We start from the raw sequence: 24,852 nt of genomic DNA, 5'->3' as shown, positions 1-24,852 counted from the left end.
AGAGCCAAAGTAAAAGCCCTGACAGGATAAGAAAACCAGGTTATAAAATTAAAGGGCGCATCAGCGCCCTTTTCGATCAGGTTATACCCGCTTACTCGCCGCCAGGCAGTTCCGCAATGCTGGCGCTGCCGATATTGTGCTGCACGGTTTCATCCTTGCGCAGCTCAGCGACCTGCTTCGCCGTGACCGCTTTGCCTGCGCGGTTGCCCCAGCTGGTGCGGATAAAATTCACCACATCCGCCACCTGCTGGTCGTTCAGACGCCAGCCAAACGCTGGCATGGTGATGGGCGATGGCGCATTCTGCACGCCGGGCACCGTGCCGCCGGTCAGGACAATGTGAATCAACGAGGTGGGATCCTCTGCCAGCACCACCGGGTTGCCGCGCAGCGCCGGGAAGAAGCGCTGATAACCGCTGCCGTCGGTTTTATGACAGGCCGCGCAGCTATCCACATACAGCGAAGCGCCGGTTTGGCTGTCATCGCCTTTCCACAGCGCTTTCGCCACCGCATCATCCACGCTGAACGCCGCCTGGCCTGGATCCTTCGCGCCAAGCGATTTCAGATAGCGGGCAATCGCCGTGATATCGTCATCGTTCAGATGTTGCAGGCTGTGCACCACCACGTCTGTCATGCCGCCAAACACGGCGGTGTGATCGTTGCGGCCATCGCGCAGGAACTGACGCAGATCGCTTTCGCTCCAGCGGCCCAAACCGTCGCGGTTATCGCCGCGCAGGTTGCTGGCGGTCCAGCCATCGATCGGCGCGTTGCTACCGGAGAGATAGTCATTGCCGTCGCTGTTGTTCAGCGCTTTTTCCTGCATGGTCAGGCTACGCGGCGTATGGCAGGCGCCACAGTGGCCCAGCCCCTCTACCAGATAACGTCCGCGCGCCAGCACCGGATCTTCCTGCGCTGCGGGCTGGAACGCCTTCACCTCGGGCGCAAAGATACCGCGCCAGATCGCCAGCGGCCAGCGCATCGACAGCGGCCAGGGAATGTCGCTCTTTTTGTTCGCCTGAGCTACCGGCGCAACGCCATGCATAAAGTAAGCGTAAAGCGCCTTCATATCGTCGTCGCTGACCACCGCGTAGGAAGGATAAGGCATCGCCGGATAGAGCGTTTCGCCGTTCTTCGCCACGCCATGACGCACCGCCTTCTGGAAGTCGTCGTAGCTGTAGTTGCCGATACCGTTAGTCTTGTCCGGCGTGATGTTGGTGGAGTAGATAGTGCCGATCGGCGTCGCCATCGGCAGACCGCCAGCAAAAGGTTGTCCCCCTTTGCCGGTGTGACAGGCGACGCAGTCGCCAGCACGCGCCAGATATTCACCGCGTTTCACTAAATCCGCTGCGCTGCTGTCGTCCGCCAGTGCGGCGAACGCCATCGTGCCCAGAACCAGGGCCAGAATGCCATTTTTCATCGCCATGTTCCTTATGCCTGCACCAGTGGGCCTGGGTTTTTCAGATATTGTTCACGAATGGCTTTGGCTGACCAGTAAGTCAGCGCCGCCACCAGGCCGGTAGGGTTATAGCCCAGCCCCTGCGGGAACGCGGAGGCGCCCGGCACAAATACGTTCGACACATCCCAGCTCTGCAGATAACGATTCACCGCGCTGGTTTTCGGATCTTCACCCATAATGGCGCCGCCATTCATGTGCGTGGTCTGATAGGTGGTGCTGTCGAAATGCGTATCGGCGGTTTTCGCTGCGCCCATAATCATTTTCGGGTTCATCGCCTCGGCGATTTTGTGCATCTTGCCGAACATAAACTGCGCCATCTTGATGTCGTTTTCCTGCCAGTCGAAGGTCATACGCAGCAGCGGCTGGCCGTACGCATCCTTGTAGTTCGGATCGAGATCGAGATAGTTGCTGCGGTAAGATTGATGCGCGCCGTGAGCATCCATCGACAGGTGATGGGTATAGGTGTCGGCCACCGCCGCTTTCCACTCGCTGCCCCAGCCCGGCGTACCGGTTGGCGTCGGCAGGCCGGAGATCGGTTTGGTGCCCGCCTGGTTAACCCAGAATGGCGAGCCGCCCACGAAGCCGTGCGGGCCGTGGTCAAAGTTGTCGGCGTTAAAATCGTCTACCGCCACGCCGTTGCCGCCAGCACCGATAAAGGGATTGGTGGTAGTGTTCTTGTCAAACAGCGCCTTGATCGTGGTCATGTTCTGATAGGCGAAGTTGCGCCCGACCGTGCCTTCGTTGGTGATCGGGTTGTACGGCTTGCCGATGCCGGAGAGCAGCATCAGGTGAACATTATGAAACTGGAAGGCGGAGAGGATCACCAGATCCGCAGGCTGCACCACTTCGCGTCCCTGGCCGTCGAGATAGGTCACGCCGGTGGCGCGCTTTTTATCTTCGGTCAGATTAACGCGCAGCACGTATGAGTTGTTGCGCAGCTCAAACTTCGGCTCCTGGCGCAGCGCCGGCAGAATATTGACGTTCGGCGACGCCTTCGAATACATGTAGCAGGCGTAGCCGCTGCAGTAGCCGCAGAAGTTGCACGGGCCCATCTGCGCGCCGTAAGGGTTGGTGTAGGGAGCAGAGGTATTAGCCGAGGGCAGATCGTAAGGATGATAGCCGACTTTCGCCGCCGCCCTGGAGAACAGCTGCGCGGAATAAGTGCGTTTCTGCGCAGGGAGTGGAAAGTCGCTGGAGCGATCCGGCGCGAACGGGTTGCCGCCCTGATCCCGATTGACCACTTTACCTTTGACGCTCCAGGCGTTGCCGGAGGTGCCGAACACTTTTTCCGCCCGATCGAAGTAGGGTTCCAGCTCGTCGTAGCTCACGCCGAAATCCTGGATGGTCATCCCTTCCGGGATAAAGTTTTTACCGTAGCGCTCTTCATAATGGCTGCGCATACGCAGCTCAACCGGATCGACACGGAAATGGACGCCCGACCAGTGCAGACCTGCGCCGCCGGTGCCGGTGCCCGGCAGAAAGGCCGCCAGCTGGCGATAAGGCACCGCGGTTTGCGAGGCGTTGTGACGGATAGTGACGGTGCTTTTCGACAGATCCTGGAACAGCTTTTTGCGGATGTTATAGGTCAGTTCGTCAATGGACTGCGGATAGGCGCCGTCCGGGTAGGTATCGCGATGCGGACCGCGTTCCAGCGCCAGCACATGCAGGCCCGCTTCGGTCAGCTCTTTTGCCATGATTGCGCCCGCCCAGCCGAAGCCGACGATCACCGCATCCACTTTTTTCATCTCATTTGCCATTGGTTACGCTCTTTCCCCGCGAATTGATACTGACGGGAACGGATAACGTTCGCCGCGCTCTACCCAGTCCATAAAATCAGCACGGGCACCGGGGAAGCCAATCAGCTTCCAGCCAACCATGCCCTGATTGCCGCCATGCACCGGATCGCTGAAGAATCCTTCGCGGGTGTTCTGTAACAGAAAGGCAAAAAACGTGTTGCTCGGCAGCTGTTTGAATTCCGCCTTGCCGCTTTCCATCGCCTGCAACAGCTTGTCCTGCTGTTCGCCGCTCAGCCCGGCGAATACGTTGCCGTGCTGCGCTTTGCTGTACGCATCGGCTTCCGCCAGGCCCAGACGGTAGATCTGCTGCGGCACCAGCGGCAGCTGATAGCCCAGCTCTTTCGGCAGATCGGGATTAAAGGGACCCTGCATATACCAATTGGAACCGGTGGCGTAAGGGGTATTCATCTGACGATCGATAAACTCCGGTACGCCCGCTTCCAGCGCGCCCGGACCACGTTCGTCACTGGGGATCAGCCGCGCCACGGCGGCGGTAATAAAAGCGAACTCTTCGGCGGTAAACCAGCTCGGCTGATAATCCCGCGCCTTTTGCGGACCGGCGGGCGCATTGGCCTCCGCCGCATTCGCCATGGGCGAAAGAGCCAGCGCGCCAACGGCCGTGCTGCCTACCGCCATTGCGGGTGCCAGGGTGATGGTTCTCAGCAAAAAATCCCTGCGCGAATGACCATTTTTTTGTTCTGACATGACATTGCCTCAGTACCACACATTATGCGGTATGAAAGTTAAGTGATTGCGTTGTAATAATTTTTATAAGCGGCTAAAGGGTGACATCGGTGCTGTTACCGGTAACAACGGCGCATAGTGTAACACCGTCATCGACAAACATTTAGCGCAATGAAACAAATTCGCACAAAAACATTAACATTTGACGCTGGCCGTAACAGGAAAGATCAGAAAAGAGCAAAGGAGAGGCGCTGTCACTACCGGAAACAACCCCGTAGAGACAGAGAATGGTCTTACGCGCTATAACTAGGGGGAATAAGAATGGAGATCCTATGTTTAAATCCTTTTTTCCCCGGCCAGCACTCTTTTTTAGTACGGCCGCTATCTGGAGCCTGCTGGCGGTGTTTGCCTGGTTTGGCTTTGTCGGCCAATTGCCTTCTGCTTTTCCCGCGTTGGCGGAGGCGGTAAAACAGCCGCTGCCCACCACGGCGCTGCGTTTTATCGCCGTGAGCCAGCTCTGGTTTTATGCTTACTACTGGATTGTGGTGGCGATTTTCGCACTCGCCTGGCGGGTGCTTGATAACCATCCCTGGCAGCGCTGGTCGGTATGGGGCTCGGCGCTGATTGTGTTTGTCACCTGGTTTGGCGTGCAGGTCGGCGTGGCGATTAACGCCTGGTATGGCCCGTTCTACGATCTGATTCAAAAAGCGCTGACCAAAGCGGGTTCGGTGCCGATCGCCGAATTTTATCATCAGGTAACGGCTTTTCTCGGCATCGCCCTGATCGCGGTGGTGATTGGCGTGATGAACTCATTCTTTATCAGCCACTGGGTCTTCCGCTGGCGTACCGCGATGAACAATTACTATATGCACAACTGGCAGCGCCTGCGCAGCGTGGAAGGCGCGGCACAGCGTGTGCAGGAAGACACCATGCGCTTCGCCAGCACGCTGGAAGATTGGGGCGTGAGCTTTATCCAGGCGATTATGACGCTGATCGCCTTTCTGCCGGTGCTGGTAACGCTTTCAGGCCATGTAAAAGATATCCCGATTCTCGGCAATATCCCTTACGCGCTGGTGATCGCCGCGCTGCTCTGGTCGCTGTTTGGCACCGCGCTGCTGGCGCTGGTGGGGATTAAGCTGCCGGGGCTGGAGTTCCGCAATCAGCGTGTCGAGGCGGCCTATCGTAAAGAGCTGGTGTATGGCGAGGATGATCCCAATCGTGCTGCGCCGCCTACCGTAACCGAGCTGTTTGGTCGCGTGCGCTTTAACTATTTCCGTCTCTACTTCCACTATCTTTACTTCAATATCACACGCATTTTGTATCTGCAGGTAGATAACGTGTTCGGCCTGTTTCTGCTGTTTCCCTCGATCGTCGCCGGCACCATTACCCTCGGCCTGCTGAACCAGATTACCAACGTGTTTGATCAGGTGCGCTCCTCGTTCCAGTATCTGATCAACTCCTGGTCCACCCTGGTGGAGCTGATGTCGATCTACAAGCGTCTGCGCAGCTTTGAGCAGATTCTGGCCGATATCCCGCATGAAGAGATGATGAAAGAGGCGGCCGAGTAGGCCGCCCTGCGCGCTTGCCGGTCTGGTCAGCGCGCCCCCTTTAATTCTGGCTTAGCGCCGCAAAAACGCGTTCTACCGCATAAGCGCCGGGATCCTTCACGCCATCCAGACTTTGCTGGTTGAGGTAAGAGGAGCGGCCCGCCTGCGCGCTCTGCATCTGCGCGGTAGACTCCGCGCCCTGTTGCGCCGCCGCTGCCGCTGCCTGCAACGACTCACCGGCCATCAGCGCTTTCAGGGCTGGCTCCAGCGCATCCACCAGCGTGCGATGACCAATCTGCGCGCCGCCATAATGTTTCATCCGCTCCAGGCCATGTTCCAGCGCCTCCGTGACGTTGCTGCCCTGCTCCAGATGCTGCCCCGCCGCGGTGAACAGAATCGACATCAGCACGCCGCTCGATCCGCCCATCACCGTCGCCAGCTGTTCGCCCACTACCGCCATTAGCGCCGGCAGTTCCGCCAGCGGCAGCCGATCGCCTTCCAGCTCTTTTTTCACCCGTCGTGCCCCGGCGGCAAAAGTCGAACCGGTATCGCCGTCGCCCACTTTGGCATCCAGCGCGTTCAGCTCCTCTTCCAGATCGATCAAGGTCTGGCTGACGGTTTTTACCACCGCCGCGACCTGCGCATTCTGTGAAGGGCGCACCTGCAATTCACTGGCGACTTTTTCTGCCGCCATCAGCTGCGGCGTGGCGAGGGTTTGCACCGGCTGCCAGCCCTGCACCTCGACCGGCGCGGCCAGCGCCTCGCTAAAGTCGGCTTCCAGTTGCAGCACCGTGAGAGACAAGCCTTTCATATCCAGCGCGCTGACCAGCGTCGCCGGGCCAATCAGATGGCTGAGCCGGTTCGCCAGCGGGCTTTTCAATACTTCACGCGTCAGCACAGCCAGCTCCAGCATCGAAAAGCCGCCGAGATTGTTGATCAGCAGCAGCGCTTTTTTATCTTCCGACAGCGTTTTCGCCAGCTCTTCCGTCATGATGGCGACAATTTCGCGGCTGTTCTGCGTTTCCAGCGTGGTGACGCCCGGCTCGCCGTGAATGCCCATGCCCAGCTCGCTCTGACCGGGTTTTACCCGCTCGTCGCGCGTTTCGCCAGGCACATGGCAGGTGGCGAACGCCAGCCCGATGGTAGCGGTAGCCTCTATCGCCCGCTGCGCCAGCGCCTGCACCTGCTCCAGCGACGCGCCCTGCTCCGCCGCATAGCCCGCGATTTTATGAATCAGCGCCGTCCCGGCAATGCCGCGCGGCTGAGGATTATCCGGCAGCGCGATATCGTCCTGCACCATCACCAGCGCCACCTTGTAACCCAGGTTTTTCGCTTTTTCGGCGGCCAGGCCGAAGTTCAGGCGATCGCCGGTATAGTTTTTCACAATCAGCAGGCAGCCCGCCTCGCCGGTGACGTTGATAATGGCGCTGAGCACCGCGTCCACGCTGGGTGAGGCAAAGATATCGCCACACACTGCGGCAGTCAGCATCCCTTTGCCGACAAAACCTGCGTGCGCCGGTTCGTGGCCGGAGCCGCCGCCCGAAATCAGCGCGACGTTGCTTTTATCCCAGTCGTTACGGACCACCACCCGAATATCATCACCCAAATCCAGTCGGCTGAGGTTATGCCAGGGGGTGCTGAGCAATACGCCCTCTATCGCCTCATTCACCAGATCGCCTTTCTCGTTCATAAAAAACTGGCTCATTACATTCTCCCTTGGTGTTGATGACGCCCGACCCAGGCGACACGCTATAAAGGTAGTTGAAAACACTTTGCGTTCAGGGAGAAAGGCATGAAAACGCAAACGGGCGGCACAGGCCGCCCGCAGGGAATAACGACACAGAATCAGAGCGCGATACGCATCACGCTGTCAGGCTGCGTCGCTTCCTGCTTGCGCGAAGAGGGCTGCTTGACGCTGACGTAAAGGGTGTTGCCATCGGCTGCCAGCGCCAGGCTGTTTGGCAGGCCCTGCGCCTCTATCGTGCGCTTCACCCTGTAGCTGCGCGCATCGATAATGCTGATGCTGCCCGCCTTGCGATGCGTAACATACAGCTCGTTACGCTGCGGATTAAACAGCACCGCCAGCGATTCCGGCACGTCGATTTTATGCACAATCGCCTGGCTGCGCGTATCCACTACCAGCACCTGCGGCTGTTTAGAATCGCTCAGGAAGGCGCGATGACTGGCGGGGTCCAGCGCGATGTTCAGAAAGAAGTGCTCTTTTTCCGCGTCCAGCTTCTGCCGTTTCTCAATGGCGTTAGTGCGCGTATTGATGGTGACCAACTCGCCTTCGCTGTTAGTCACATAAAGTTTCTGCGCGGCGGCATCCAGCGCCAGGCCGGTTGCCGCTTTGCCAGTATCCGGGATGGTGCTGATAAGCGATAAGTCGCTGCCGTTCACCACCCACACCACGCTCTCAGCGCCCACGCCGGTGATATAAACCCGATCGCTGGCTTCATCGACCACCAGCTCGCGCGGCTGTAACGGCTTCACCGTTTCGCTGCGCTTGCGGCCATCCAGCACCAGACGCTTCAGCACTTCGCCGCTGTTTGCATCAATCGCCGTGACCGACCCGTTGACGGTATTGCCAACAAACAGCCGGTTGGTCTGATTATTGATGGCGGCGCCAAAGGGTTTGATGTCGTTGTGAATGATTTGCGTCACCGTGAGATTTTGCGGGTCGAGGCGATAGACCACGCCGCCTTTGTCCAGCTTAAAGCTGCCGGCGCTGGCCAGCCAGAGCGCGTTGCCGCTGTTGCTCCAGGCCATTTCATAGGCGCCCTTCGCGACCGGCTGATTGATTTCCCGGGACTGTGCGGCGACCGTCGCAGAGGATAAAACCAGAGCAAGCAGCAGCGGACGCAGCGCCCACTGACGAGTTGTTTTTACAGCGTTCATGACTTCTCCATAGCAAAACATACCGCCTCATGGCAGTGAAAGAAAAGCCCGACATTGCAACCAGCAAGTAAAACGCAAACAGCCTGAAGCAGGCCGACGAAAGATTTTAATTTTTGAGAATAATAATCACTTTCATAAGAAAAGCGACAGCTTTTTCCACGGCGCAAAAAAGACAGGACGCCCGGAGGCGTCCTGTCAGCATAAAGCGCGCTTAGCTTATTTAGTCAGTTCAGCGGTCATATGCACGCCGTTATTGAAGTAAGCTTCGGTAATTTTATAAGAAGCACCATCTTTGTGCGCCTGAGCAGCGATTTTCGCTTCTGCGCTATCCAGCGTATCGCCGGTTGCGGTCACAGATTGGGCAAAGCTGGCAAACGGCAGAACGGAAAGCGCGATAACAGCAGCAAAAGTTTTGATAGTTTTCATGGTCAATCCCTCGGAGATATTTGGTTAAGGTAAGGCGTGTTGCCTTGTTGAGAGAGATAATAGGCCGAAAGCAGGAGGTGTAAAAGCGGAGAGATTCGTCTTACTCTTTCAAATTAACTGATGTTAAAAAGCACGAATCGCCTGGCAACTGTTCAAAAGGTTAATACGCTAATTCTGCAATAAAAGGCAGCATTTATCGCTGCGATTGTCCGGGCCGTTCTAACAAAGCAACGGCCCGTCAGCTTATGCCCGCGCGCGCACCCGCATAAAAATGGTGGTGGCAGCAAGCAGCATGAGCACGAAGCTGGCCATAAACACGCCGCGCGCGCCGCTGGCATCAAATACCCAGCCGCCCGCCGCCGCGCCCACGGTGATCGCCAGCTGGATGGTCGCTACCAGCAGTCCGCCGCCGCTCTCCGCCTCATCCGGTACGGTACGGGTAATCCAGGTTGACCAGCCCACCGGGATCGCGCCAAACGCCATGCCCCACAGGGCGATGCAAAGGCCATCCAGCCAGGCGTAATGACCAAACAGCACCAGCAGCAGCGCCAGCAGGCTCATCAGCAGCGTCATGCCGCTCAGGGTAAGATGCAGATTACGCATCAGCAGGTAGCCCGCCAGCGAGGTGCCAAAGAAGTTGGCGACGCCAAACGCCAGCAGAATGCCGGAAATGCCGTTAACGTCGGTTTGCGCCACCGTTTCCAGAAACGGACGCATATAAGTGAAAAAGGCAAAGTGGCCGGTAAAGAGCAGGATGATCGCCAGCATTCCCCAGCGCATGCCGGGTCGCAGCAGCACATCGATCATGCTGCCATGACGTTTAGCGCTGTCGGCGGGCATCGCAGGCAGGCTGAAGAATTGCCAGAGCAAAGCCAGCGCGCCGAGCAGGGCCGCCAGCAGAAAAATATTACGCCAGCCAATCACCTCGCCAAGAAAGCTGCCGAGCGGCGTGGCGATAATAGTCGCCAGCGATACGCCGCTGAAAACAATCGACAGCGCCTTGGGCACCTGCGAGGCGGGCACCAGACGCATCGCCGTCGCGGTGGAAAGCGTCCAGAAACCGCCAATCGCCACGCCCAGCAGCATGCGGCCAATCAGAATCATGTTCAGATCGGCGGCAAAGGCCACCAGCAAATTCGACACCACCTGCAACAGTGAAAACCCCAGCAGCACCCAGCGCCGATCGATACGTCGCGTCGCCATGGTAATAAACAGACTGGTGAACAGCGCCACCAGCGCCGTGACCGTGATGGTTTGTCCCGCATGGCCTTCTGTTACCTGCAAGCTGCGTGCAATCGGCGTTAACAGGCTGACCGGTAAAAACTCCGCCGTAATCAAACCAAATACGCCAAACGACATGGCGAATACCGCGCTCCAGGCGGGTTTTTGTTCTGTCCCGACCTCATCAGCCACTTCTGAATGCTGACTCATCTCTTCTCTCCCCTGTAAAAAAATAAAGGCAGAGCATAGAGGCCAGACGCAAGACGATCTATGATGCTTTCTCCGCCTTTATTGATAATTCGTCTGTGATTGTATGAGCCACTATGAAGATCTGACCAGCGAGCTGCTGACGGGGATGCGTCTGTACGGCGTGAGGTATCAGCGTATTGAGGTCGCCGCGCCTTTCGGCATCCGTTTCAATGACGCGCCGGGCCGTGCGCAGTTGCACTTTGTCGGGCGCGGTCCGCTGCTGGTAAAAAGCGCGGCTGGCACCATTCATACCCTGCAAACCGGCGATGCGCTGCTGATCCCCCACGGCAAAGCCCATGCGCTGCTCTCCGCCGTTGATGCGGCCACAGAAGATATCGCCGCCTTCGGCAGCAAGCCGATTTGCGACAGCGTCTGCGCTATTGCCCCCGCTGGCACCTGTGACAGCGAGCGGAACATCGTTTTGTTCAGCGCCTGCATGGCTTTTGAGCTGGGCGGAATGCAGCCGCTGATTAACACCATGCCGGATGTGATGATGGTCAGTACGCTGCTGTCGAAATACCCGGAAATTCAGCCGATCCTGGAGGCGATGGAGCGCGAATCCACCGCCCGTCAGGCCGGTTTCGCCAGCATCCTGTCGCGTCTTGCCGATGTGGTGGCCGCGCTCATCGTGCGCGGCTGGGTGGAGAGCGGTTGCGGCCAGGGCAGCGGACTGGTGCAGGCGCTGCGCGATCCGCGCCTGAGCCTGGCGATCGCCGCCATGCATCGCGATCCAGGTCAGAGCTGGAGCGTTGAAAAGCTGGCACGCGTTTCCGGCTGTTCACGCTCGGTGTTTGCTGAACGCTTTCAGAGCGCCACCGGCATGACGCCGCTGCGCTATCTTACCGAGCTGCGTATGCGACTGGCGGCGCAGCGCATCGGCAGCGGCGGGGAGGCGGTAGAAACGGTGGCTTTCGATCTTGGCTACGGCTCGCTGGCCGCCTTCAGTCGGGCGTTCAAGCGCATTGTCGGTCAGCCGCCCGGCGCGCTGCGTGCCGGGCGGGAACAGCAGCGGCGCGCCTGAGGCTGCGATCAGCGAAATACGCTGATCGCCTCTACCAGCCGGTTCGCCTGGCGCGCCATGCGACCAGAGGCTTCTGCCCCTTCCTGCACGCGCGCGGCGTTTTGATGAGTGATGTCGTCGAGATCTTCCACTGCGGTGCTGACTTCGCTCAGGGCCACAGACTGTTCAGCGGTTGCGGCGCTGATTTGCGCAATCAGCGCGGTGACGTTTTGCACCTGCGAGACGATATCCTGCATGGTGCGCCCGGCAGCATCGACATGATTGCTGCCCGACTGCACGCGCAGCGCGCTGGTTTCCACCAGATTTTTGATTTCGCTGGCGGCTTTAGCGCTGCGCTGCGCCAGGCTGCGCACCTCGCCGGCCACCACGGCGAACCCTTTGCCCTGCTCTCCCGCGCGCGCCGCTTCCACCGCCGCGTTCAGCGCCAGGATATTGGTCTGGAAAGCGATGCCATCGATCACGCTGGTAATGTTGGCGATACGCTTCGAGCTGTCAGCAATCTCCGCCATCATGCCGACCATCTCCTGCATCACTTCGCCCCCTTTCTGCGCCGCCTTGCTGGTGGTGGTAGAGAGCGAATTCACTTCGCCTGCGGTTTCCGTGTTGCTTTTCACCGTGGCGGTCATCTCATTCATGGTGGCCGCGGTCTGCTGCACGTTAGCGGCCGCCTGCTCGGTGCGACGGCTGAGATCGTCATTGCTGCGGGCAATCGCGTCGCTGGCGCTCAGCACGTTAATCGCCTGGCCGCTGACGTCATCCACCAGCCAGCGGAACATCAGCCCCAGTTGGCCGATGGCGCGCAGCGTCATGCCCACTTCATCGACGCGATCCATCTGTTCCACTTTATGGCTGGCGCCGGTAGCGACGCTTAACGCCTGGCGGCAGACGCGCTCGATGGGACGTGAAATCTGCTGTTCCAGCCAGCAGCTGGCCAGCAGCAGCAAAATCGCCATGCCGCCAGCGAAACAGCCCAGCGCGCCCGCCGACAGTCCCAGCGCCCAGACGCTGGCGACCGACAGCGGCAACAGCGCCATGAGGGTGCTGCGGATGCGCCAGCGCAGCGACAGGGTTTTGAACAGCGAGCCGAGCTGACGCCAGCCGCGTCCCACGATCAGCCCTTTGTGGAAACCGTAACCTTTCGCCCGCCCCTCGCGAAAATTGCGGTAGAGCGTCTCGGTCTGCTTGATCTCTTCCGGCGTGGGCTTGGTGCGTACCGACATATAGCCCTGCACTTTGCCCTCGCGCACCACCGGAATAGCATTGGCGCGCACCCAGTAGTGATCGCCATTTTTACGCCGGTTTTTGACCAGCGCCGTCCAGGGCTCCCCCTGCTTCAGCGTCGCCCACATATCGGCAAAGGCCTCTGGCGGCATATCCGGATGGCGCACCATATTGTGCGGCTGCCCGTTCACCTCTTCCGGCGTAAAACCGCTGACCTCAATAAAAGCATCATTGGCATAGGTAATGTGACTGTTGAGATCGGTGGTAGACATCAGCGTGGCATGATCGTCAAACACATACTCACGTTGGCTTACGGGTTGATTATTACGCATGGATGGGTCCTTGAAAGGCACCTGCAAATTGCAGAAAAAATCGATTATCTTTTTTTACCTTTTCGGCACAACAAGGACCTGGCTTTAGTGAGGAAAATTAATTTTTAGACCGAATTAACGGGCTTTGCAGCCCGGCTCACACAATTATTGCCTGACTAAAACAGTAAAGAATGATTAAGCTAATCAAGGAAAGCTTCCCTGCCACAGATAAGCCCGCGCGCGCCCGGAAGCGTTTTTACTGCGCTGCCGGACCGGCATCACGCAGCGCCTGGCGGATAAAACCGCTGTTTTGCGTCAGTAGCACGCGGGCTTCCTCTGTCGTCAACCCGGCCAGCACCATGACGATGGCGGTTTTACAATGACCTTCGCACTCAGCCAGTGCCTGCTTCGCCACTGCCTCGTCACAACCGCAGGCCTGCATCACGATATTGATCTGACGCTGCACCAGCTTCTGATTGGTCGCCTCAACATCAACCATCAGGTTGCCGTAGACTTTGCCGCTGCGGATCATCGCGCCAGTGCTCAGCATATTCAGCACCAGCTTCTGCGCCGTGCCCGCCTTCATACGCGACGAGCCGGTTACCACTTCCGGCCCGACTACCGGCGTCAGCGGAATATCCGCCCGCTGCGCCATCTCGCTGTTGGGATTGCAGGTCAGCGCCGCGCAGGTCGCGCCGAGGGATTTAGCATAATCCAGCGCGCCGAGCACGTACGGGGTGCGACCGCTGGCGGCAATGCCAACCAGCACGTCACGGGCACTGAAGTCGATATCGCGCAGATCCTGCTCGCCCTGCGCGCGGTTATCTTCGGCGTTTTCTACCGCCTGCAGGATCGCCCTGTGGCCGCCCGCGATAAGTCCCACCACCTGGCCGCGCGGCGTGCCGAAAGTGGGCGGACACTCGCTGGCATCCAGGATGCCGAGACGGCCTGAGGTGCCTGCGCCGCAGTAGATCAACCTGCCCCCCCGGCGAAAGGCTGCGCCGATGGCGTCTACGGCCTGCGCGATTTGCGGCAGAATCGCTTCCACCGCCTGCGCTACCTTTTTATCTTCTTCATTAATGACGTGCAGCATCGCTTCCGTGGAAAGCTCGTCAATATTCTGGCTGGCCGCGTTACGGCCTTCGGTAATCATCTCGCTGAGATCGATTTTCATCGCGCACCTGTCTGTATCACTGAATGGTTCCGCTCTCTTTTTATCATATCCAGGGGATCATGCCGTTGCGGCATAGTGATTTCAGACAGAAAAAAACCCGCCAGATGGCGGGTTTCTTATCAGATTATTCTGTGGGTTGCGCCCGCAGGGTCAGCTCATACTTTCTGGCCTGCTGCGTATCAAACTGGTTTTCCCAGCGGGCGATAACCAGCACCGCCAGCGCATTGCCGATCACGTTCAGCGCGGTGCGCGCCATATCCATGATGCGATCCACACCGGCGATAAACGCCAGTCCTTCCAGCGGAATGCCGACGCTACCCAACGTCGCCAGCAGCACCACAAAGGAGACGCCCGGCACGCCAGCGATACCTTTCGAGGTGACCATCAGCGTCAGCACCAGAAGAATCTCGTCGCTGAGCGAGAGATCGATGCCGTACAGCTGGGCGATAAAGATCGCCGCAATACTCTGATAAAGCGTCGAGCCGTCGAGGTTAAACGAGTAGCCGGTGGGCACCACGAAGCTGGTGATCGCCTTCGGCGCGCCGTAAGCCTCCATCTTCTCCATGATGCGCGGCAGCACGGTTTCAGAACTGGAGGTGGAGTACGCGAGGATCAGCTCATCTTTCAGAATGCGCATCAGCGTGGTAATGCGCAGCTTGCAAATGCGCGCCACGCTGCCGAGCACCACGAACGCAAAGAACAGAATCGCCGCGTACACCAACAGAACCAGCTTCGCCAGTGGCCAGAGTGAGGCAAAACCAAAGTTGGCGATGGTCACCGCTATCAGCGCGAACACCCCGACCGGCGCATAGCGCATGATCATGTGCGTGACTTTAAACATGGTTTCCGACACGGAACGGAATACCGTGACCAGCGGATCGCGATGCTCTGCGGGCAGCGCAGAGAGTCCCATGCCGAACAGCACCGAGAAGAAGATAATCGGCAGCATGTCGCCCTTCACCAGCGAGGCGAAAATATTCTGCGGGATCAGCGACAGAATGGTGGTGACCAGGCTGTGCGCGCCGCCTTGCACCTGCTGCGTGGTCGCTTCATATTTAGAGATGTCCACCGTTGCCAGCGTTGACATATCAATGCCGCTGCCGGGCTGAAACACGTTGGCCAGGGTAATCCCGACCACAATGGCAATGGTGGTGATCACTTCAAAGTAGACGATGGTTTTTACCCCAATCCGTCCCAGTTTTTTCGCATCGCCCACGCCAGCTATACCGACAATCAGCGTGGAAATCACAATCGGCACCACAATCATCTTGATCAGATGAATAAAGATGTCGCCTGCCGGGCTAAGAATGTTAGTGATTAACCATTCACGTCCTTCTTGCTGATTATGCAGTATGGCGCCCGCGACAATACCCAGCACCAGAGCAATTAAAATTTGCCAGGCGAGGCTGATTTTAAAACCTTTCATAACGCGTTATTTCCTCAGTCAAAACCCCTGTCTCTGCGGCGCAGATGCAGCGAATAAGAACACAGGGAAGTGAGCAAAAGCCCGGTAAATTAGAGGGATATAATAGGTTGCATCCGGCACGGAAACGCTGTGGTTTTCCGTGCTCCATCCTGTGCAACCAGAGTTGTGACCTGCTGTACAGGGGCGTGATAAGTATCATTTTCACTACGGTAAATGCAACCCCCGGCGGGTTCGCTTAAAACTTCGGCATTCCGGCAGGATAAAATGCTGTTTAGTTATATAAAGCCTAACCTGCTGTTATAAAAAGTAATAATTCATCTCTGTCGCGCATAGCTATGCAGTATCGGGCAAAAAGAGAGCGGGTTCGTTTGCTGTTTTTTTGAGCAGCATGCAGCGACATTTCCTAAACTAAAGGCAGCAGTTACTGCTCTGTTTACCTGCAATAACCCATCATTCATCTGTGCGTTTTAGCGTCTCTTTTAATCTCGTGATCTGTGGCGCAAAAAAGAAACAAAGCGCCGGCTCTCGCTTTTATTAACCTTTGATTGTCATATGATTAACATCTTCAAGGAGACCCGCCATGAGCCAACTACATAAGCATCCCGTTCCGGCCAATATTGCAGAAAAAGCGCTGATTACCGCAGCACAGTATCAGTCGATGTATCAACAGTCCGTCCAGGATCCCGACGCCTTTTGGGGAGAACAGGGCAAAATTCTCGACTGGATTAAGCCCTTCAGCAAAGTGAAAAACAGCTCTTTTGCGCCGGGCAATGTTTCTATTCGCTGGTATGAGGACGGCACGCTAAACCTGGCGGCCAACTGCCTTGATCGCCACCTGCATGAGCGTGGCGATCATCCCGCCATTATCTGGGAAGGGGATGACGCCAGCGAAAGCAAAACCCTGACCTTTCGCGATCTGCATCGCGAAGTGTGCCGTTTCGCTAACGTGCTGAAAGATCTCGGCGTGAATAAAGGCGATGTGGTCGCCATCTATATGCCGATGGTGCCGGAAGCGGCGGTGGCAATGCTCGCCTGCGCGCGGATCGGTGCGGTGCACTCAGTGATTTTTGGCGGTTTTTCGCCGGAAGCGGTCGCCGGGCGCGTGGTGGATTCCAACGCCAGGCTGGTGGTGACCGCCGACGAAGGCGTTCGCGCCGGTCGCGCTATTCCGCTGAAAAGAAACGTCGACGATGCGCTGAAGAATCCTGCGGTGACCAGCGTGCAGCAGGTGGTAGTGCTGAAACGCACCGGCAACACAACGGAGTGGCATGAAGGACGCGATCTCTGGTGGCATGAGCTGATGCACAGCGCCAGCGCGCATCACCAGCCGGAAGAGATGAACGCAGAGGATCCGCTGTTTATCCTTTATACCTCCGGCTCTACCGGCAAGCCGAAAGGCGTGCTGCACACCACCGGCGGCTATCTGGTCTACGTGGCCGCCACCTTTAAATATGTGTTCGATTACCATCCTGACGATATCTACTGGTGTACCGCCGACGTAGGCTGGGTGACCGGTCACAGCTATCTGCTTTATGGTCCCCTGGCGTGCGGCGCCACCACGCTGATGTTTGAAGGGGTGCCCAACTGGCCGCAGCCGAGCCGCATGGCGGAGATTGTGGACAAGCATAAGGTGACGCTGCTGTATACCGCGCCCACGGCGATCCGCGCCCTGATGGCGGAGGGCGACAAGGCGATTAACGGCACCAGCCGCGCCAGCCTGCGCATCATGGGATCGGTGGGCGAGCCGATCAACCCGGAAGCCTGGGAGTGGTATTACAACAAGATTGGCGACGGTCGCTGCCCGATCGTCGATACCTGGTGGCAAACGGAGACCGGCGGCTTCATGATAACGCCGTTGCCGGGCGCAACTGAGCTGAAGGCGGGATCGGCCACCAAACCTTTCTTCGGCGTCCAGCCAGCGCTGGTGGATAACGAAGGCCAGCCGCAGGAAGGCGTCGCGGAAGGCAATCTGGTGATTATCGACTCCTGGCCCGGTCAGGCGCGTACCCTGTATGGCGATCATGAACGCTTCGAGCAGACCTATTTTTCCACCTTTAAAAACATGTACTTCAGCGGCGACGGCGCGCGCCGGGATGAAGATGGCTACTACTGGATCACCGGTCGCGTTGACGATGTGCTGAACGTCTCCGGCCACCGCCTCGGCACCGCCGAGATTGAATCAGCGCTGGTTTCCCATCCGAAAATCGCCGAAGCGGCGGTGGTGGGCATTCCACATAACATCAAAGGCCAGGCGATTTATGCTTACATCACGCTGAATCACGGCGAAGAGCCGTCGGCTGAGCTTTATACCGAGGTGCGTAACTGGGTGCGTAAAGAGATCGGCCCGCTTGCCACGCCGGACGTATTGCACTGGACCGACTCGTTGCCCAAAACCCGCTCCGGCAAGATCATGCGTCGTATCTTGCGCAAAATTGCCGCTGGCGATACGGGAAATCTGGGAGATACCTCAACGCTGGCCGATCCGGGCGTCGTGGAAAAACTGCTGGAGGAGAAACAGGCCATCAACATGCCGTAACCGGTTCTCTGCGGGAAGCGTCAGGGCTTGAGCCGTGCCCTGCTTCCCGCACCGGCCATCCAACGCATTATGCATTTCGCAGTCGCATTACAGCTTTAACCATAACAATAGCCTACAGATGAGGCGTTATTCGCGCGCTCCGTTTGCCTCTGTGCCGCGCGCTGCTTGCGGCGAGGCACGAAGCGTGAAGAACCGCCTCAACGACCTCTGGAGAAACTGTGATGAACGAAGCTCCATCCGAACATGACGCCCTCTATGCCCGTATCGAAAATAACCCGCGCTTCAAAGAGCTGGTGCATAAGCGCCAGGCGTTCGCCACTCTGCTGTCGCTGATTATGCTGGTGCTCTATGTTGGCTTTATTCTGCTGATCGCCTTTGCGCCCGGCTGGCTCGGCACGCCGCTACACCCCGGAACCAACGTGACGCGCGGCATCCCGATCGGCATTGGCCTGATTGTTGTTTCCTTCTTGCTGACCGGCGTCTATGTATGGCGGGCTAACGGCGAGTTCGATCGTCTGACGAAAGAGATCCTGAGCGGGGTGAAATTATGAAGCGGCGCAATCTGCTGTTGATACCGATCGCGGCGCTGCCTGGCGCGGCGCTGGCTGCCGACGCCATTACCGGCGCGGTACAGAAACAGGCCACCAACTATCAGGCGATCATTATGTTTGTGGTATTTGTCGCCGCCACCTTAGGCATTACGTACTGGGCGTCCAAACGCACCCGCTCGCGCAGTGATTACTATACCGCTGGCGGTAACATTACCGGCTTTCAGAACGGGCTGGCGATGGCGGGCGATTTTATGTCCGCCGCCTCTTTCCTCGGCATCTCCGCGCTGGTTTACACCTCCGGCTACGATGGCCTGATCTATTCGCTGGGCTTTTTGGTGGGCTGGCCGATGATTCTGTTTCTCATCGCCGAGCGCCTGCGTAATCTGGGTCGTTATACCTTCGCCGATGTCGCTTCCTATCGCCTGGCGCAGAAACCGATTCGCACCCTCTCCGCCTGCGGCTCGCTGGTGGTAGTGGCGCTCTATCTGATTGCGCAGATGGTCGGCGCCGGTAAGCTGATTCAGCTGCTGTTCGGGCTGGATTACCATATCGCCGTGGTGCTGGTGGGCATTCTGATGGTGCTTTACGTGCTGTTTGGCGGCATGCTTGCCACCACCTGGGTGCAGATCATCAAGGCGGTGCTGCTGCTGTTCGGCGCCACCTTTATGGCGATCATGGTGATGAAGGCGGCTGGCTTCAGCTTTAATACGCTGTTTACCGAGGCGATGGCGGTACATCCGAAAGGGATTGCGATTATGCGACCTGGCGGACTGGTGCACGACCCTATTTCGGCGCTGTCGCTCGGCCTGGGGTTGATGTTCGGCACCGCTGGTTTGCCGCATATTCTGATGCGTTTCTTCACCGTCTCCGACGCCCGCGAAGCGCGTAAAAGCGTGTTCTGGGCTACCGGCTTTATGGGCTACTTCTACTTCCTGACCTTTATTATCGGTTTCGGCGCCATCCTGCTGGTAGGCGCTAATCCGATGTTTAAAGATGCCAGCGGCGCGCTGATTGGCGGCACCAATATGGCGGCGGTGCATCTGGCGAACGCGGTGGGCGGCAGTACTTTCCTGGGCTTTATCTCCGCCGTCGCTTTCGCCACCATCCTCGCAGTGGTCGCCGGATTGACGCTGGCGGGCGCATCGGCAGTGTCGCACGATCTCTACGCCAGCGTGGTGCGCAAGGGTCAGGCCACGGAGCGGGAAGAGCTGCGGGTATCGAAGATTACCGTGCTGGTGCTCGGCGTGGTGGCGATCGCTCTGGGAATTATGTTTGAGAAGCAGAACATCGCTTTTATGGTGGGCCTCGCCTTCTCCATCGCCGCGAGCTGTAATTTCCCCATCATTCTGCTGTCGATGTACTGGTCAAAACTGACCACGCGCGGCGCGATGATTGGCGGCTGGCTCGGTCTGCTGACGGCGGTGCTGTTGATGATTCTGGGGCCGACCGTCTGGGTTCAGGTATTAGGACACGCCTCGGCCATCTTCCCTTACGAATATCCGGCGCTGTTCTCGATGCTGGTGGCCTTTATCGGCACATGGCTCTTCTCCGTGACCGATCACTCGCCGCAGGGGGCGGTGGAGCGCCAGCGCTTCCGCGCGCAGTTTGTGCGTTCACAGACCGGTATCGGCATCGATCAGGGCAAAGCGCATTAAGCAACAAGGGCGACCATGGTCGCCCTTTTTTATGCAGAAGTATCAGAAACGCAGCGAGGCGCCAACGTACGGGCCATCCATCAGCACGTTATCTTTACGGCTGCCTTTGTTGTTCAGCTCCATATACTGATAACCCACACGCAGGTTCAGCAGAGAGATTGGCGTAAAGCTCAGGCCGCCCGACGCTTCTTTATAACTGTCGAGATGGTCGGAGAACGCTTCCGGCGCGTAGTAATATTCGCCGTACAGGCCCCACATGTTATTGAAGCTGTACTGCGCGCCAGCACCCACCGCGACGGCAAAACCATCTTTACCATCTTCCGGGTGGGTAAAGAGCGCTTTCGCCGTCGGCGCCACGCGTAACGGGCCGACATCAATGTTATAACCCAGGCCCAGGCCGTAGGCGCTGCCGTCATCATCGCTGCGCAGCCAGTTGCCTTTTAAAAACAGCCCTGGAGATGTGGTGCCAAGACCAACGTTGAGGTTGGTGTTGTGCTCACCCACGTCAACACTGCCCTCAATCGCCTGCGCCGCGCCGCTGAGCAGCACCAGACCTAACGCACTTCCTGTAACAAGTTGCTTAAACATCATTCCACTCCGTAAAGGACAATCAATTCGGCGGAAAGGGTAAACAGCAAGGCGCAGTGAGACAACCTATTTTGGAAAGCTTTACGTAAGAAGAGATGTTCCAGCAAGCAGGCGACAGTAGCAGATAACAGTGTCGCCCGTTGGTTAACGTTCCGGAACCAGCATCAGCCAGCCCACATCAAATGACCGATCACCGGCGCCAGCACCACAGTGATCACGCCGGAGAGCATCATTACCAGGCTGGAGACCACCCCTTCCTGTTGCCCCAACTGATATGCGCGCGCCGTGCCGGCGCCGTGCGAAGCGGCGCCAAATCCCGCGCCTTTAGCGACACCCTGTTTGATGGCGATGCGCAGAAACAGCACGTCGCCAACCGCCATGCCGAACACGCCGGTGATCACCACAAACAGCGCCACCAGATCGGGCTGACCGCCCACCTGCTTCGCCGCCGCCAGCGCAAAAGGCGTGGTAATCGAGCGCACCGCCAGGCTACGCTGGATCGCTTCCGGCAGCGTTAACAGTCGCGCCAGCCAGACCGAGCTGCAAACCGCGACGACAGTGGCGGTGAGCACGCCCGCGCTCAATGACATCCAGTGGCGTTTGATAATTTCCAGGTTCTCATACACCGGCACGGCAAAGGCCAGCGTCGCCGGGCCAAGCAGCCAGAGCAGCCAGTGGCTCTCTGCGATGTAATTCTGCCAGGAGACATGGGAGACCAGCAGCAGCGCCACCAGCAGCAGCGGCGTCATCACCAGCGGCATCAGCAGCAGCGTACGCCAGCGGCGATAGAGCCGCTTGTTGAGAAAGTAGATCAGCAGCGTGATCGCCAGACACAGCACGCTAATGACGAAATCATTCATTGCGGGCCTGCTTACGCGCCGCGCGCGCCACCTCGAAACGGTAAACCCGATCTACCACCAGCGCGGTAGAGGCCAGCACCAGCAGTGTACTGACGGCGATAACCAGGCAGATACGCCAGCCCTCCATGCGCAGCAGATCGCCATAGTTCACCACCGCAACCACCGCCGGAATAAAGAACAGCAGCATCTCAGCCAGCAGCCAGTTGGCGCCGCTGCGCACCCACTTCAGCGGCATGATGCGCGTCATGATTAACGTCAGCAGCAACAGCATGCCGACGATATTGGCTGGCAGCGGCAGATGCAGCCAGTTCACCAGCTGTTCCGACGCCACAAACAGCCCGATATAAAGCAGCAGCTGAAGCGGCAGCCATATACGTTGCAACTTGCCCGTTCTTTGCGGACTGAGCGCTAACGCCATTTTCCTTACTCTCCCGTCAAAATCTCAGAAACAGAGTATAAAACGCAGACAGAGGGTGAAAAAAATGAATTAATATTATTCAATTCATGCCATACAGGAATAGTTTATGGACGTTCGCGCTCTGCGTTACTTTACCGAGGTGGTGCGCCAGCAAAGCTTTACCCGTGCCGCACAAAAGCTCTACGTCACTCAGCCCACCATCAGCAAAATGCTGCGTCAGCTGGAAGAGGAGTTAGGCTGCACCCTGCTGTTACGCGACGGACGCAAGCTGCATCTTACCGACAGCGGACAGGCGGTTTACCAGCGCGGCCTCGCTATCCTGCAAGAGTTTCATCAGCTTGAGGCGGAGATTGGCGACATTAACCAGCTGAAAACCGGCGAGCTGCGGCTGGGCATTCCGCCAATGGTGGGTATGCAGATCGCCGGTTCCATCTCCGCCTTTCGCCGCCGTTATCCCGGCATCGAACTGAAGATCTCCGAATTTGGCGGGCTCACGGTGCAGCAGGCGGTGCTGGCGGGCAGCCTTGACATTGCGTTGACCGCGCTGCCGGTGGATCCCGATCTGCCGCTGAATACCCTGCCGCTGATGCGCCATCCGCTCTGCGTGCTGCTGCCGCGCAGCGCGCCCTGGCTGAACCGCACCAGCGTGGCGCTGGCGGAGCTGGCAACGCATCCGCTGCTGATTTTCAACGAAGAGTTTTCGCTTAATCGCCAGTTGATGAAGGCGTTTCAGCGTCTGGGCCTGACCCCCGCTATCGCGGTGCGCAGCGGCCAGTGGGATTTTCTGGCGGCAATGGTGCAGGCGGAGATGGGACTGGCAATCCTGCCGGAACCGATCTGTCAGCGGCTGGACAGGAACTCACTGCTGTGGCTGCCGCTGGAGTCGGAACTGATGTGGAGCCTGGGGCTGATCTGGCGGGAAGGGAGCTATCTGTCGCGCAGCGCCCAGGCCTGGATCGCCTGTTGCCGCGAACACTGGCCCGGCGAGGCGCCGCGCCTGTCGGTTTAAGGCCGCAACGTAACAAACGCTGCGGCCTGCCTGCTTACTCTTCTTTTTCGATCAGCAGCGCTTCGAGCAGATCGAGATCGCGCAGCAGCTTCTGCATCGTCTCGTTGGAGATCTGCTGGGTCGCACGCAGATGGTAGACCTCCGCGCGTTCGGCCCGCAGCGCCGTCAGGCGGAAGCGGCGCTCGAGGTTTTCCACAAACAGCGCCTGATCCATATTCTCTTTGCCATCCACGCGCCGACGCAGATTACCGATAACGCGCAGGCTGACCTCTTTCAACATCTCCGGATCGATATTCTCTTCGCTGTCCTTTTCCAGCCGCGCCTCCATTTTATGCAGGCTTTCGATAGCGACGCCCGCCATCGCCGCGCGCGCGTTCTGAATTTCGCGGCGATGACCGGTTTTATCGATGCCGTCGATGCCGCGCAGCAGAATCGGCAGCACAATGACGCCGACGAACAGCGAAAACAGGATCACGCCGGTGGCGATAAATATCAGCTCATAACGCGCCGGAAAGGGATTGCCATTCGCCAGCAGCAGCGGAATCGACAGCACGCCCGCCAGGGTAATCGCGCCGCGCACCCCGGCAAAAGAGGCGATCAGCAGCTCACGCAGCGAATAGCTGGCGAACTCCAGCGGACGCTTTTTCAGCAGGCGCAGGCTGATGCGCTTCATCATCCAGAGCCAGCCGAAGCGCACAATCATCAGCGCGCCGTACACCAGCACGATATCGGTAAACAGCATCCAGAGCTCGACGTTGGGATCCGCATTCGCCTCGGCAATCGAAGTTTCCAGAATCGCGGGCAGTTGCAGACCCAGCATCAGGAACACCATGCCGTTAAACACAAACTCCAGCATCTGCCAGACGCTGTTTGCACGCAGTCGCATCGCCAGCGGCGCCTGGCGGATAATCCCTGAACGGGTAATGGTCATGCCCGCCGCCACGGCAGCGAGGATGCCGGAGACGCCAAGATGTTCCGCAATCAGGTAAGAGGCAAACGGCAGCAGCAGCAGCAGCACGGTTTGCGTCGCCGGATCGTCCCCGCTCCAGCGGCTGAGCAGACGCAGCGAGCGTCCATAGAGCCAGCAGACCGCGACGCCCGCCACCAGTCCGCCCAGCGCCACTTTCAGGAACTCTACGCTGGCGCCACCCCAGGAGAAGATCATGGTGCCCATCGTCACGGCGACGGCAAACTTCAGCGATACCAGACCAGACGCATCGTTCATCAGGGCTTCGCCCTGCACGATTGACATGATTTTTTTCGGGATGCGACCCTCGCCTACAATACCGGAGAGCGCCACGGCATCGGTAGGCGACAGCACCGCCGCCAGCGCAAAGGCGGGCAGCAGCGGAATTCCCGGCACGATCCAGTGGATCAGGTAGCCAATACCGACCACGGTGATCAGCACCAGCATCAACGCCAGTCCGATAATTTCACGCCCGTGGTGGAGAAATTCGCTAATAGGGGTTTTCCAACCGTCAGAAAACAGCAGCGGCGGAATAAACAGCACCAGAAAAAGTTCAGGATCGAAATCGACATGCAGGCCAAAGGTGGGAAAGGCCAACATCGCACCTGCGGCAATCTGCACCAGCGGCAGCGGAATCTGAAAGGGAAGAATACGGGCAGCGACACCTGAGAGCGACACCACCAGGGTCATGATGAGGATGGTAAAAAAGATTTCCATGCTTTCCTTAGGCGTTTAGGCTGCGTCACCTAATGTTTTGTGAGCGCGGCGGCGGCTTATCGCGCCAGCGCCCTGCCTGATGACGGGACACAGCCTGGTTATCATTAATACAAAATTGTTGCCC

General features: G+C 58.3%; 20 protein-coding genes. 6 read left to right on the top strand and 14 right to left on the bottom strand.

Annotated elements, in window-relative coordinates; all coding sequences use genetic code 11:
- Positions 1-91: 91 nt before the first annotated feature.
- The 3 genes from ABU178_RS02670 to ABU178_RS02660 are packed head-to-tail and all read right to left on the bottom strand — an operon-like array spanning position 92 to position 3,954.
- Positions 92-1,414, bottom strand: coding sequence for a c-type cytochrome (locus tag ABU178_RS02670; RefSeq protein ID WP_397211736.1), 1,323 nt, complete (start codon positions 1,412-1,414; stop codon positions 92-94).
- A gap of 11 nt (positions 1,415-1,425) precedes the next feature.
- Positions 1,426-3,210 carry a GMC family oxidoreductase gene (locus ABU178_RS02665; RefSeq protein ID WP_397211734.1) on the bottom strand — a complete coding sequence of 595 codons (1,785 nt, stop codon included), beginning with the start codon at positions 3,208-3,210 and terminating at the stop codon, positions 1,426-1,428.
- 3 nt (positions 3,211-3,213) lie between these two features.
- Positions 3,214-3,954: a gluconate 2-dehydrogenase subunit 3 family protein gene (locus ABU178_RS02660; RefSeq protein WP_397211733.1), complete on the bottom strand. Its 741-nt coding sequence runs from the start codon at positions 3,952-3,954 to the stop codon at positions 3,214-3,216.
- A 311-nt stretch (positions 3,955-4,265) separates the two neighbouring features.
- Here ABU178_RS02660 and sbmA point away from each other — a divergent pair, with 311 nt between their 5' ends.
- Positions 4,266-5,501 carry a peptide antibiotic transporter SbmA gene (sbmA, locus tag ABU178_RS02655; protein WP_397211731.1) on the top strand — a complete coding sequence of 412 codons (1,236 nt, stop codon included), beginning with the start codon at positions 4,266-4,268 and terminating at the stop codon, positions 5,499-5,501.
- 40 nt (positions 5,502-5,541) lie between these two features.
- On the opposite strand, the gene ABU178_RS02650 is transcribed toward sbmA, so the two are convergent.
- From ABU178_RS02650 to ABU178_RS02635, 4 genes are all read right to left on the bottom strand, one after another.
- The gene (locus ABU178_RS02650; protein WP_397211729.1) at positions 5,542-7,185 is read right to left on the bottom strand and encodes a dihydroxyacetone kinase subunit DhaK; all 1,644 of its coding nucleotides are present in this window, start codon (positions 7,183-7,185) and stop codon (positions 5,542-5,544) included.
- A gap of 140 nt (positions 7,186-7,325) precedes the next feature.
- Positions 7,326-8,378, bottom strand: a complete 1,053-nt coding sequence (gene yncE / locus ABU178_RS02645) for a 7-bladed beta-propeller protein YncE (protein WP_397211727.1) — start codon at positions 8,376-8,378, stop codon at positions 7,326-7,328.
- Positions 8,379-8,594: 216 nt separating this feature from the next.
- On the bottom strand, positions 8,595-8,804 hold the full coding sequence (locus tag ABU178_RS02640; RefSeq protein ID WP_397211725.1) for a DUF1471 domain-containing protein: 210 nt from the start codon (positions 8,802-8,804) through the stop codon (positions 8,595-8,597).
- Between the two features lie 243 nt (positions 8,805-9,047).
- Positions 9,048-10,235, bottom strand: a complete 1,188-nt coding sequence (locus tag ABU178_RS02635) for an MFS transporter (protein WP_397211723.1) — start codon at positions 10,233-10,235, stop codon at positions 9,048-9,050.
- 103 nt (positions 10,236-10,338) lie between these two features.
- On the opposite strand from ABU178_RS02635, the gene ABU178_RS02630 reads away from it, so the two are divergent.
- Positions 10,339-11,295 carry an AraC family transcriptional regulator gene (locus ABU178_RS02630; RefSeq protein ID WP_397211721.1) on the top strand — a complete coding sequence of 319 codons (957 nt, stop codon included), beginning with the start codon at positions 10,339-10,341 and terminating at the stop codon, positions 11,293-11,295.
- 8 nt (positions 11,296-11,303) lie between these two features.
- Here the strand turns inward: ABU178_RS02630 and ABU178_RS02625 are convergent, their stop codons facing one another.
- The 3 genes from ABU178_RS02625 to gltP all read right to left on the bottom strand — a co-directional run bounded on the left by ABU178_RS02625 (position 11,304) and on the right by gltP (position 15,427).
- The gene (locus tag ABU178_RS02625) at positions 11,304-12,848 is read right to left on the bottom strand and encodes a methyl-accepting chemotaxis protein (protein ID WP_397211719.1); all 1,545 of its coding nucleotides are present in this window, start codon (positions 12,846-12,848) and stop codon (positions 11,304-11,306) included.
- Between the two features lie 235 nt (positions 12,849-13,083).
- Entirely contained in the window at positions 13,084-14,001 is a 918-nt protein-coding gene (murQ, locus tag ABU178_RS02620; RefSeq protein WP_397211717.1) for an N-acetylmuramic acid 6-phosphate etherase, read from the bottom strand.
- A gap of 124 nt (positions 14,002-14,125) precedes the next feature.
- Positions 14,126-15,427 carry a glutamate/aspartate:proton symporter GltP gene (gltP, locus tag ABU178_RS02615; protein ID WP_397211715.1) on the bottom strand — a complete coding sequence of 434 codons (1,302 nt, stop codon included), beginning with the start codon at positions 15,425-15,427 and terminating at the stop codon, positions 14,126-14,128.
- A gap of 580 nt (positions 15,428-16,007) precedes the next feature.
- Here gltP and acs point away from each other — a divergent pair.
- The 3 genes from acs to ABU178_RS02600 all read left to right on the top strand — a co-directional run bounded on the left by acs (position 16,008) and on the right by ABU178_RS02600 (position 20,169).
- Positions 16,008-17,963 carry an acetate--CoA ligase gene (gene acs, locus ABU178_RS02610; RefSeq protein ID WP_397211713.1) on the top strand — a complete coding sequence of 652 codons (1,956 nt, stop codon included), beginning with the start codon at positions 16,008-16,010 and terminating at the stop codon, positions 17,961-17,963.
- A 221-nt stretch (positions 17,964-18,184) separates the two neighbouring features.
- The gene (locus ABU178_RS02605; RefSeq protein ID WP_397211711.1) at positions 18,185-18,514 is read left to right on the top strand and encodes a DUF485 domain-containing protein; all 330 of its coding nucleotides are present in this window, start codon (positions 18,185-18,187) and stop codon (positions 18,512-18,514) included.
- Positions 18,511-20,169, top strand: coding sequence for a cation acetate symporter (locus tag ABU178_RS02600; RefSeq protein ID WP_397211709.1), 1,659 nt, complete (start codon positions 18,511-18,513; stop codon positions 20,167-20,169). The genes ABU178_RS02605 and ABU178_RS02600 overlap by 4 nt, the downstream gene beginning before the upstream one ends.
- A gap of 42 nt (positions 20,170-20,211) precedes the next feature.
- On the opposite strand, the gene ABU178_RS02595 is transcribed toward ABU178_RS02600, so the two are convergent.
- From ABU178_RS02595 to ABU178_RS02585, 3 genes are all read right to left on the bottom strand, one after another.
- On the bottom strand, positions 20,212-20,757 hold the full coding sequence (locus tag ABU178_RS02595) for a YfaZ family outer membrane protein (protein ID WP_397211707.1): 546 nt from the start codon (positions 20,755-20,757) through the stop codon (positions 20,212-20,214).
- Positions 20,758-20,921: 164 nt separating this feature from the next.
- A complete protein-coding gene (locus tag ABU178_RS02590; RefSeq protein ID WP_397211705.1) occupies positions 20,922-21,617 on the bottom strand; it encodes an LrgB family protein in 696 nt (231 codons plus the stop codon).
- The gene (locus ABU178_RS02585; RefSeq protein WP_397211703.1) at positions 21,610-22,035 is read right to left on the bottom strand and encodes a CidA/LrgA family protein; all 426 of its coding nucleotides are present in this window, start codon (positions 22,033-22,035) and stop codon (positions 21,610-21,612) included. Before ABU178_RS02585 ends, ABU178_RS02590 begins: the two co-directional genes overlap by 8 nt.
- A 106-nt stretch (positions 22,036-22,141) precedes the next feature.
- On the opposite strand from ABU178_RS02585, the gene ABU178_RS02580 reads away from it, so the two are divergent.
- Positions 22,142-23,044, top strand: a complete 903-nt coding sequence (locus tag ABU178_RS02580; RefSeq protein WP_397211701.1) for a LysR family transcriptional regulator — start codon at positions 22,142-22,144, stop codon at positions 23,042-23,044.
- Positions 23,045-23,078: 34 nt separating this feature from the next.
- On the opposite strand, the gene ABU178_RS02575 is transcribed toward ABU178_RS02580, so the two are convergent.
- Positions 23,079-24,728 (bottom strand): Na+/H+ antiporter, encoded by a 1,650-nt coding sequence (locus ABU178_RS02575; protein WP_397211699.1) that lies wholly within the window; start codon positions 24,726-24,728, stop codon positions 23,079-23,081.
- Positions 24,729-24,852 lie beyond the last annotated feature (124 nt).

It is taken from the genome of Pantoea osteomyelitidis (assembly GCF_044342975.1).
GTDB lineage: Bacteria > Pseudomonadota > Gammaproteobacteria > Enterobacterales > Enterobacteriaceae > Pantoea > Pantoea osteomyelitidis.
Note: the sequence above shows the minus strand (reverse complement) of the source record. Positions and strands in the feature narration are given on the sequence as shown.

What these genes read in the sequence shown, in the direction of transcription:
- ABU178_RS02635 (WP_397211723.1), bottom strand. Translation starts at nt 10,235, where the DNA reads ATGAGTCAGCATTCAGAAGTGGCTGATGAGGTCGGGACAGAACAAAAA.
- yncE (WP_397211727.1), bottom strand. Translation starts at nt 8,378, where the DNA reads ATGAACGCTGTAAAAACAACTCGTCAGTGGGCGCTGCGTCCGCTGCTG.
- ABU178_RS02600 (WP_397211709.1), top strand. Translation starts at nt 18,511, where the DNA reads ATGAAGCGGCGCAATCTGCTGTTGATACCGATCGCGGCGCTGCCTGGC.
- gltP (WP_397211715.1), bottom strand. Translation starts at nt 15,427, where the DNA reads ATGAAAGGTTTTAAAATCAGCCTCGCCTGGCAAATTTTAATTGCTCTG.
- ABU178_RS02650 (WP_397211729.1), bottom strand. Translation starts at nt 7,185, where the DNA reads ATGAGCCAGTTTTTTATGAACGAGAAAGGCGATCTGGTGAATGAGGCG.
- acs (WP_397211713.1), top strand. Translation starts at nt 16,008, where the DNA reads ATGAGCCAACTACATAAGCATCCCGTTCCGGCCAATATTGCAGAAAAA.
- ABU178_RS02640 (WP_397211725.1), bottom strand. Translation starts at nt 8,804, where the DNA reads ATGAAAACTATCAAAACTTTTGCTGCTGTTATCGCGCTTTCCGTTCTG.
- ABU178_RS02575 (WP_397211699.1), bottom strand. Translation starts at nt 24,728, where the DNA reads ATGGAAATCTTTTTTACCATCCTCATCATGACCCTGGTGGTGTCGCTC.
- ABU178_RS02660 (WP_397211733.1), bottom strand. Translation starts at nt 3,954, where the DNA reads ATGTCAGAACAAAAAAATGGTCATTCGCGCAGGGATTTTTTGCTGAGA.
- ABU178_RS02625 (WP_397211719.1), bottom strand. Translation starts at nt 12,848, where the DNA reads ATGCGTAATAATCAACCCGTAAGCCAACGTGAGTATGTGTTTGACGAT.
- ABU178_RS02585 (WP_397211703.1), bottom strand. Translation starts at nt 22,035, where the DNA reads ATGGCGTTAGCGCTCAGTCCGCAAAGAACGGGCAAGTTGCAACGTATA.
- ABU178_RS02590 (WP_397211705.1), bottom strand. Translation starts at nt 21,617, where the DNA reads ATGAATGATTTCGTCATTAGCGTGCTGTGTCTGGCGATCACGCTGCTG.
- ABU178_RS02670 (WP_397211736.1), bottom strand. Translation starts at nt 1,414, where the DNA reads ATGAAAAATGGCATTCTGGCCCTGGTTCTGGGCACGATGGCGTTCGCC.
- ABU178_RS02630 (WP_397211721.1), top strand. Translation starts at nt 10,339, where the DNA reads ATGAGCCACTATGAAGATCTGACCAGCGAGCTGCTGACGGGGATGCGT.
- ABU178_RS02595 (WP_397211707.1), bottom strand. Translation starts at nt 20,757, where the DNA reads ATGTTTAAGCAACTTGTTACAGGAAGTGCGTTAGGTCTGGTGCTGCTC.
- ABU178_RS02665 (WP_397211734.1), bottom strand. Translation starts at nt 3,210, where the DNA reads ATGGCAAATGAGATGAAAAAAGTGGATGCGGTGATCGTCGGCTTCGGC.
- ABU178_RS02605 (WP_397211711.1), top strand. Translation starts at nt 18,185, where the DNA reads ATGAACGAAGCTCCATCCGAACATGACGCCCTCTATGCCCGTATCGAA.
- sbmA (WP_397211731.1), top strand. Translation starts at nt 4,266, where the DNA reads ATGTTTAAATCCTTTTTTCCCCGGCCAGCACTCTTTTTTAGTACGGCC.
- murQ (WP_397211717.1), bottom strand. Translation starts at nt 14,001, where the DNA reads ATGAAAATCGATCTCAGCGAGATGATTACCGAAGGCCGTAACGCGGCC.
- ABU178_RS02580 (WP_397211701.1), top strand. Translation starts at nt 22,142, where the DNA reads ATGGACGTTCGCGCTCTGCGTTACTTTACCGAGGTGGTGCGCCAGCAA.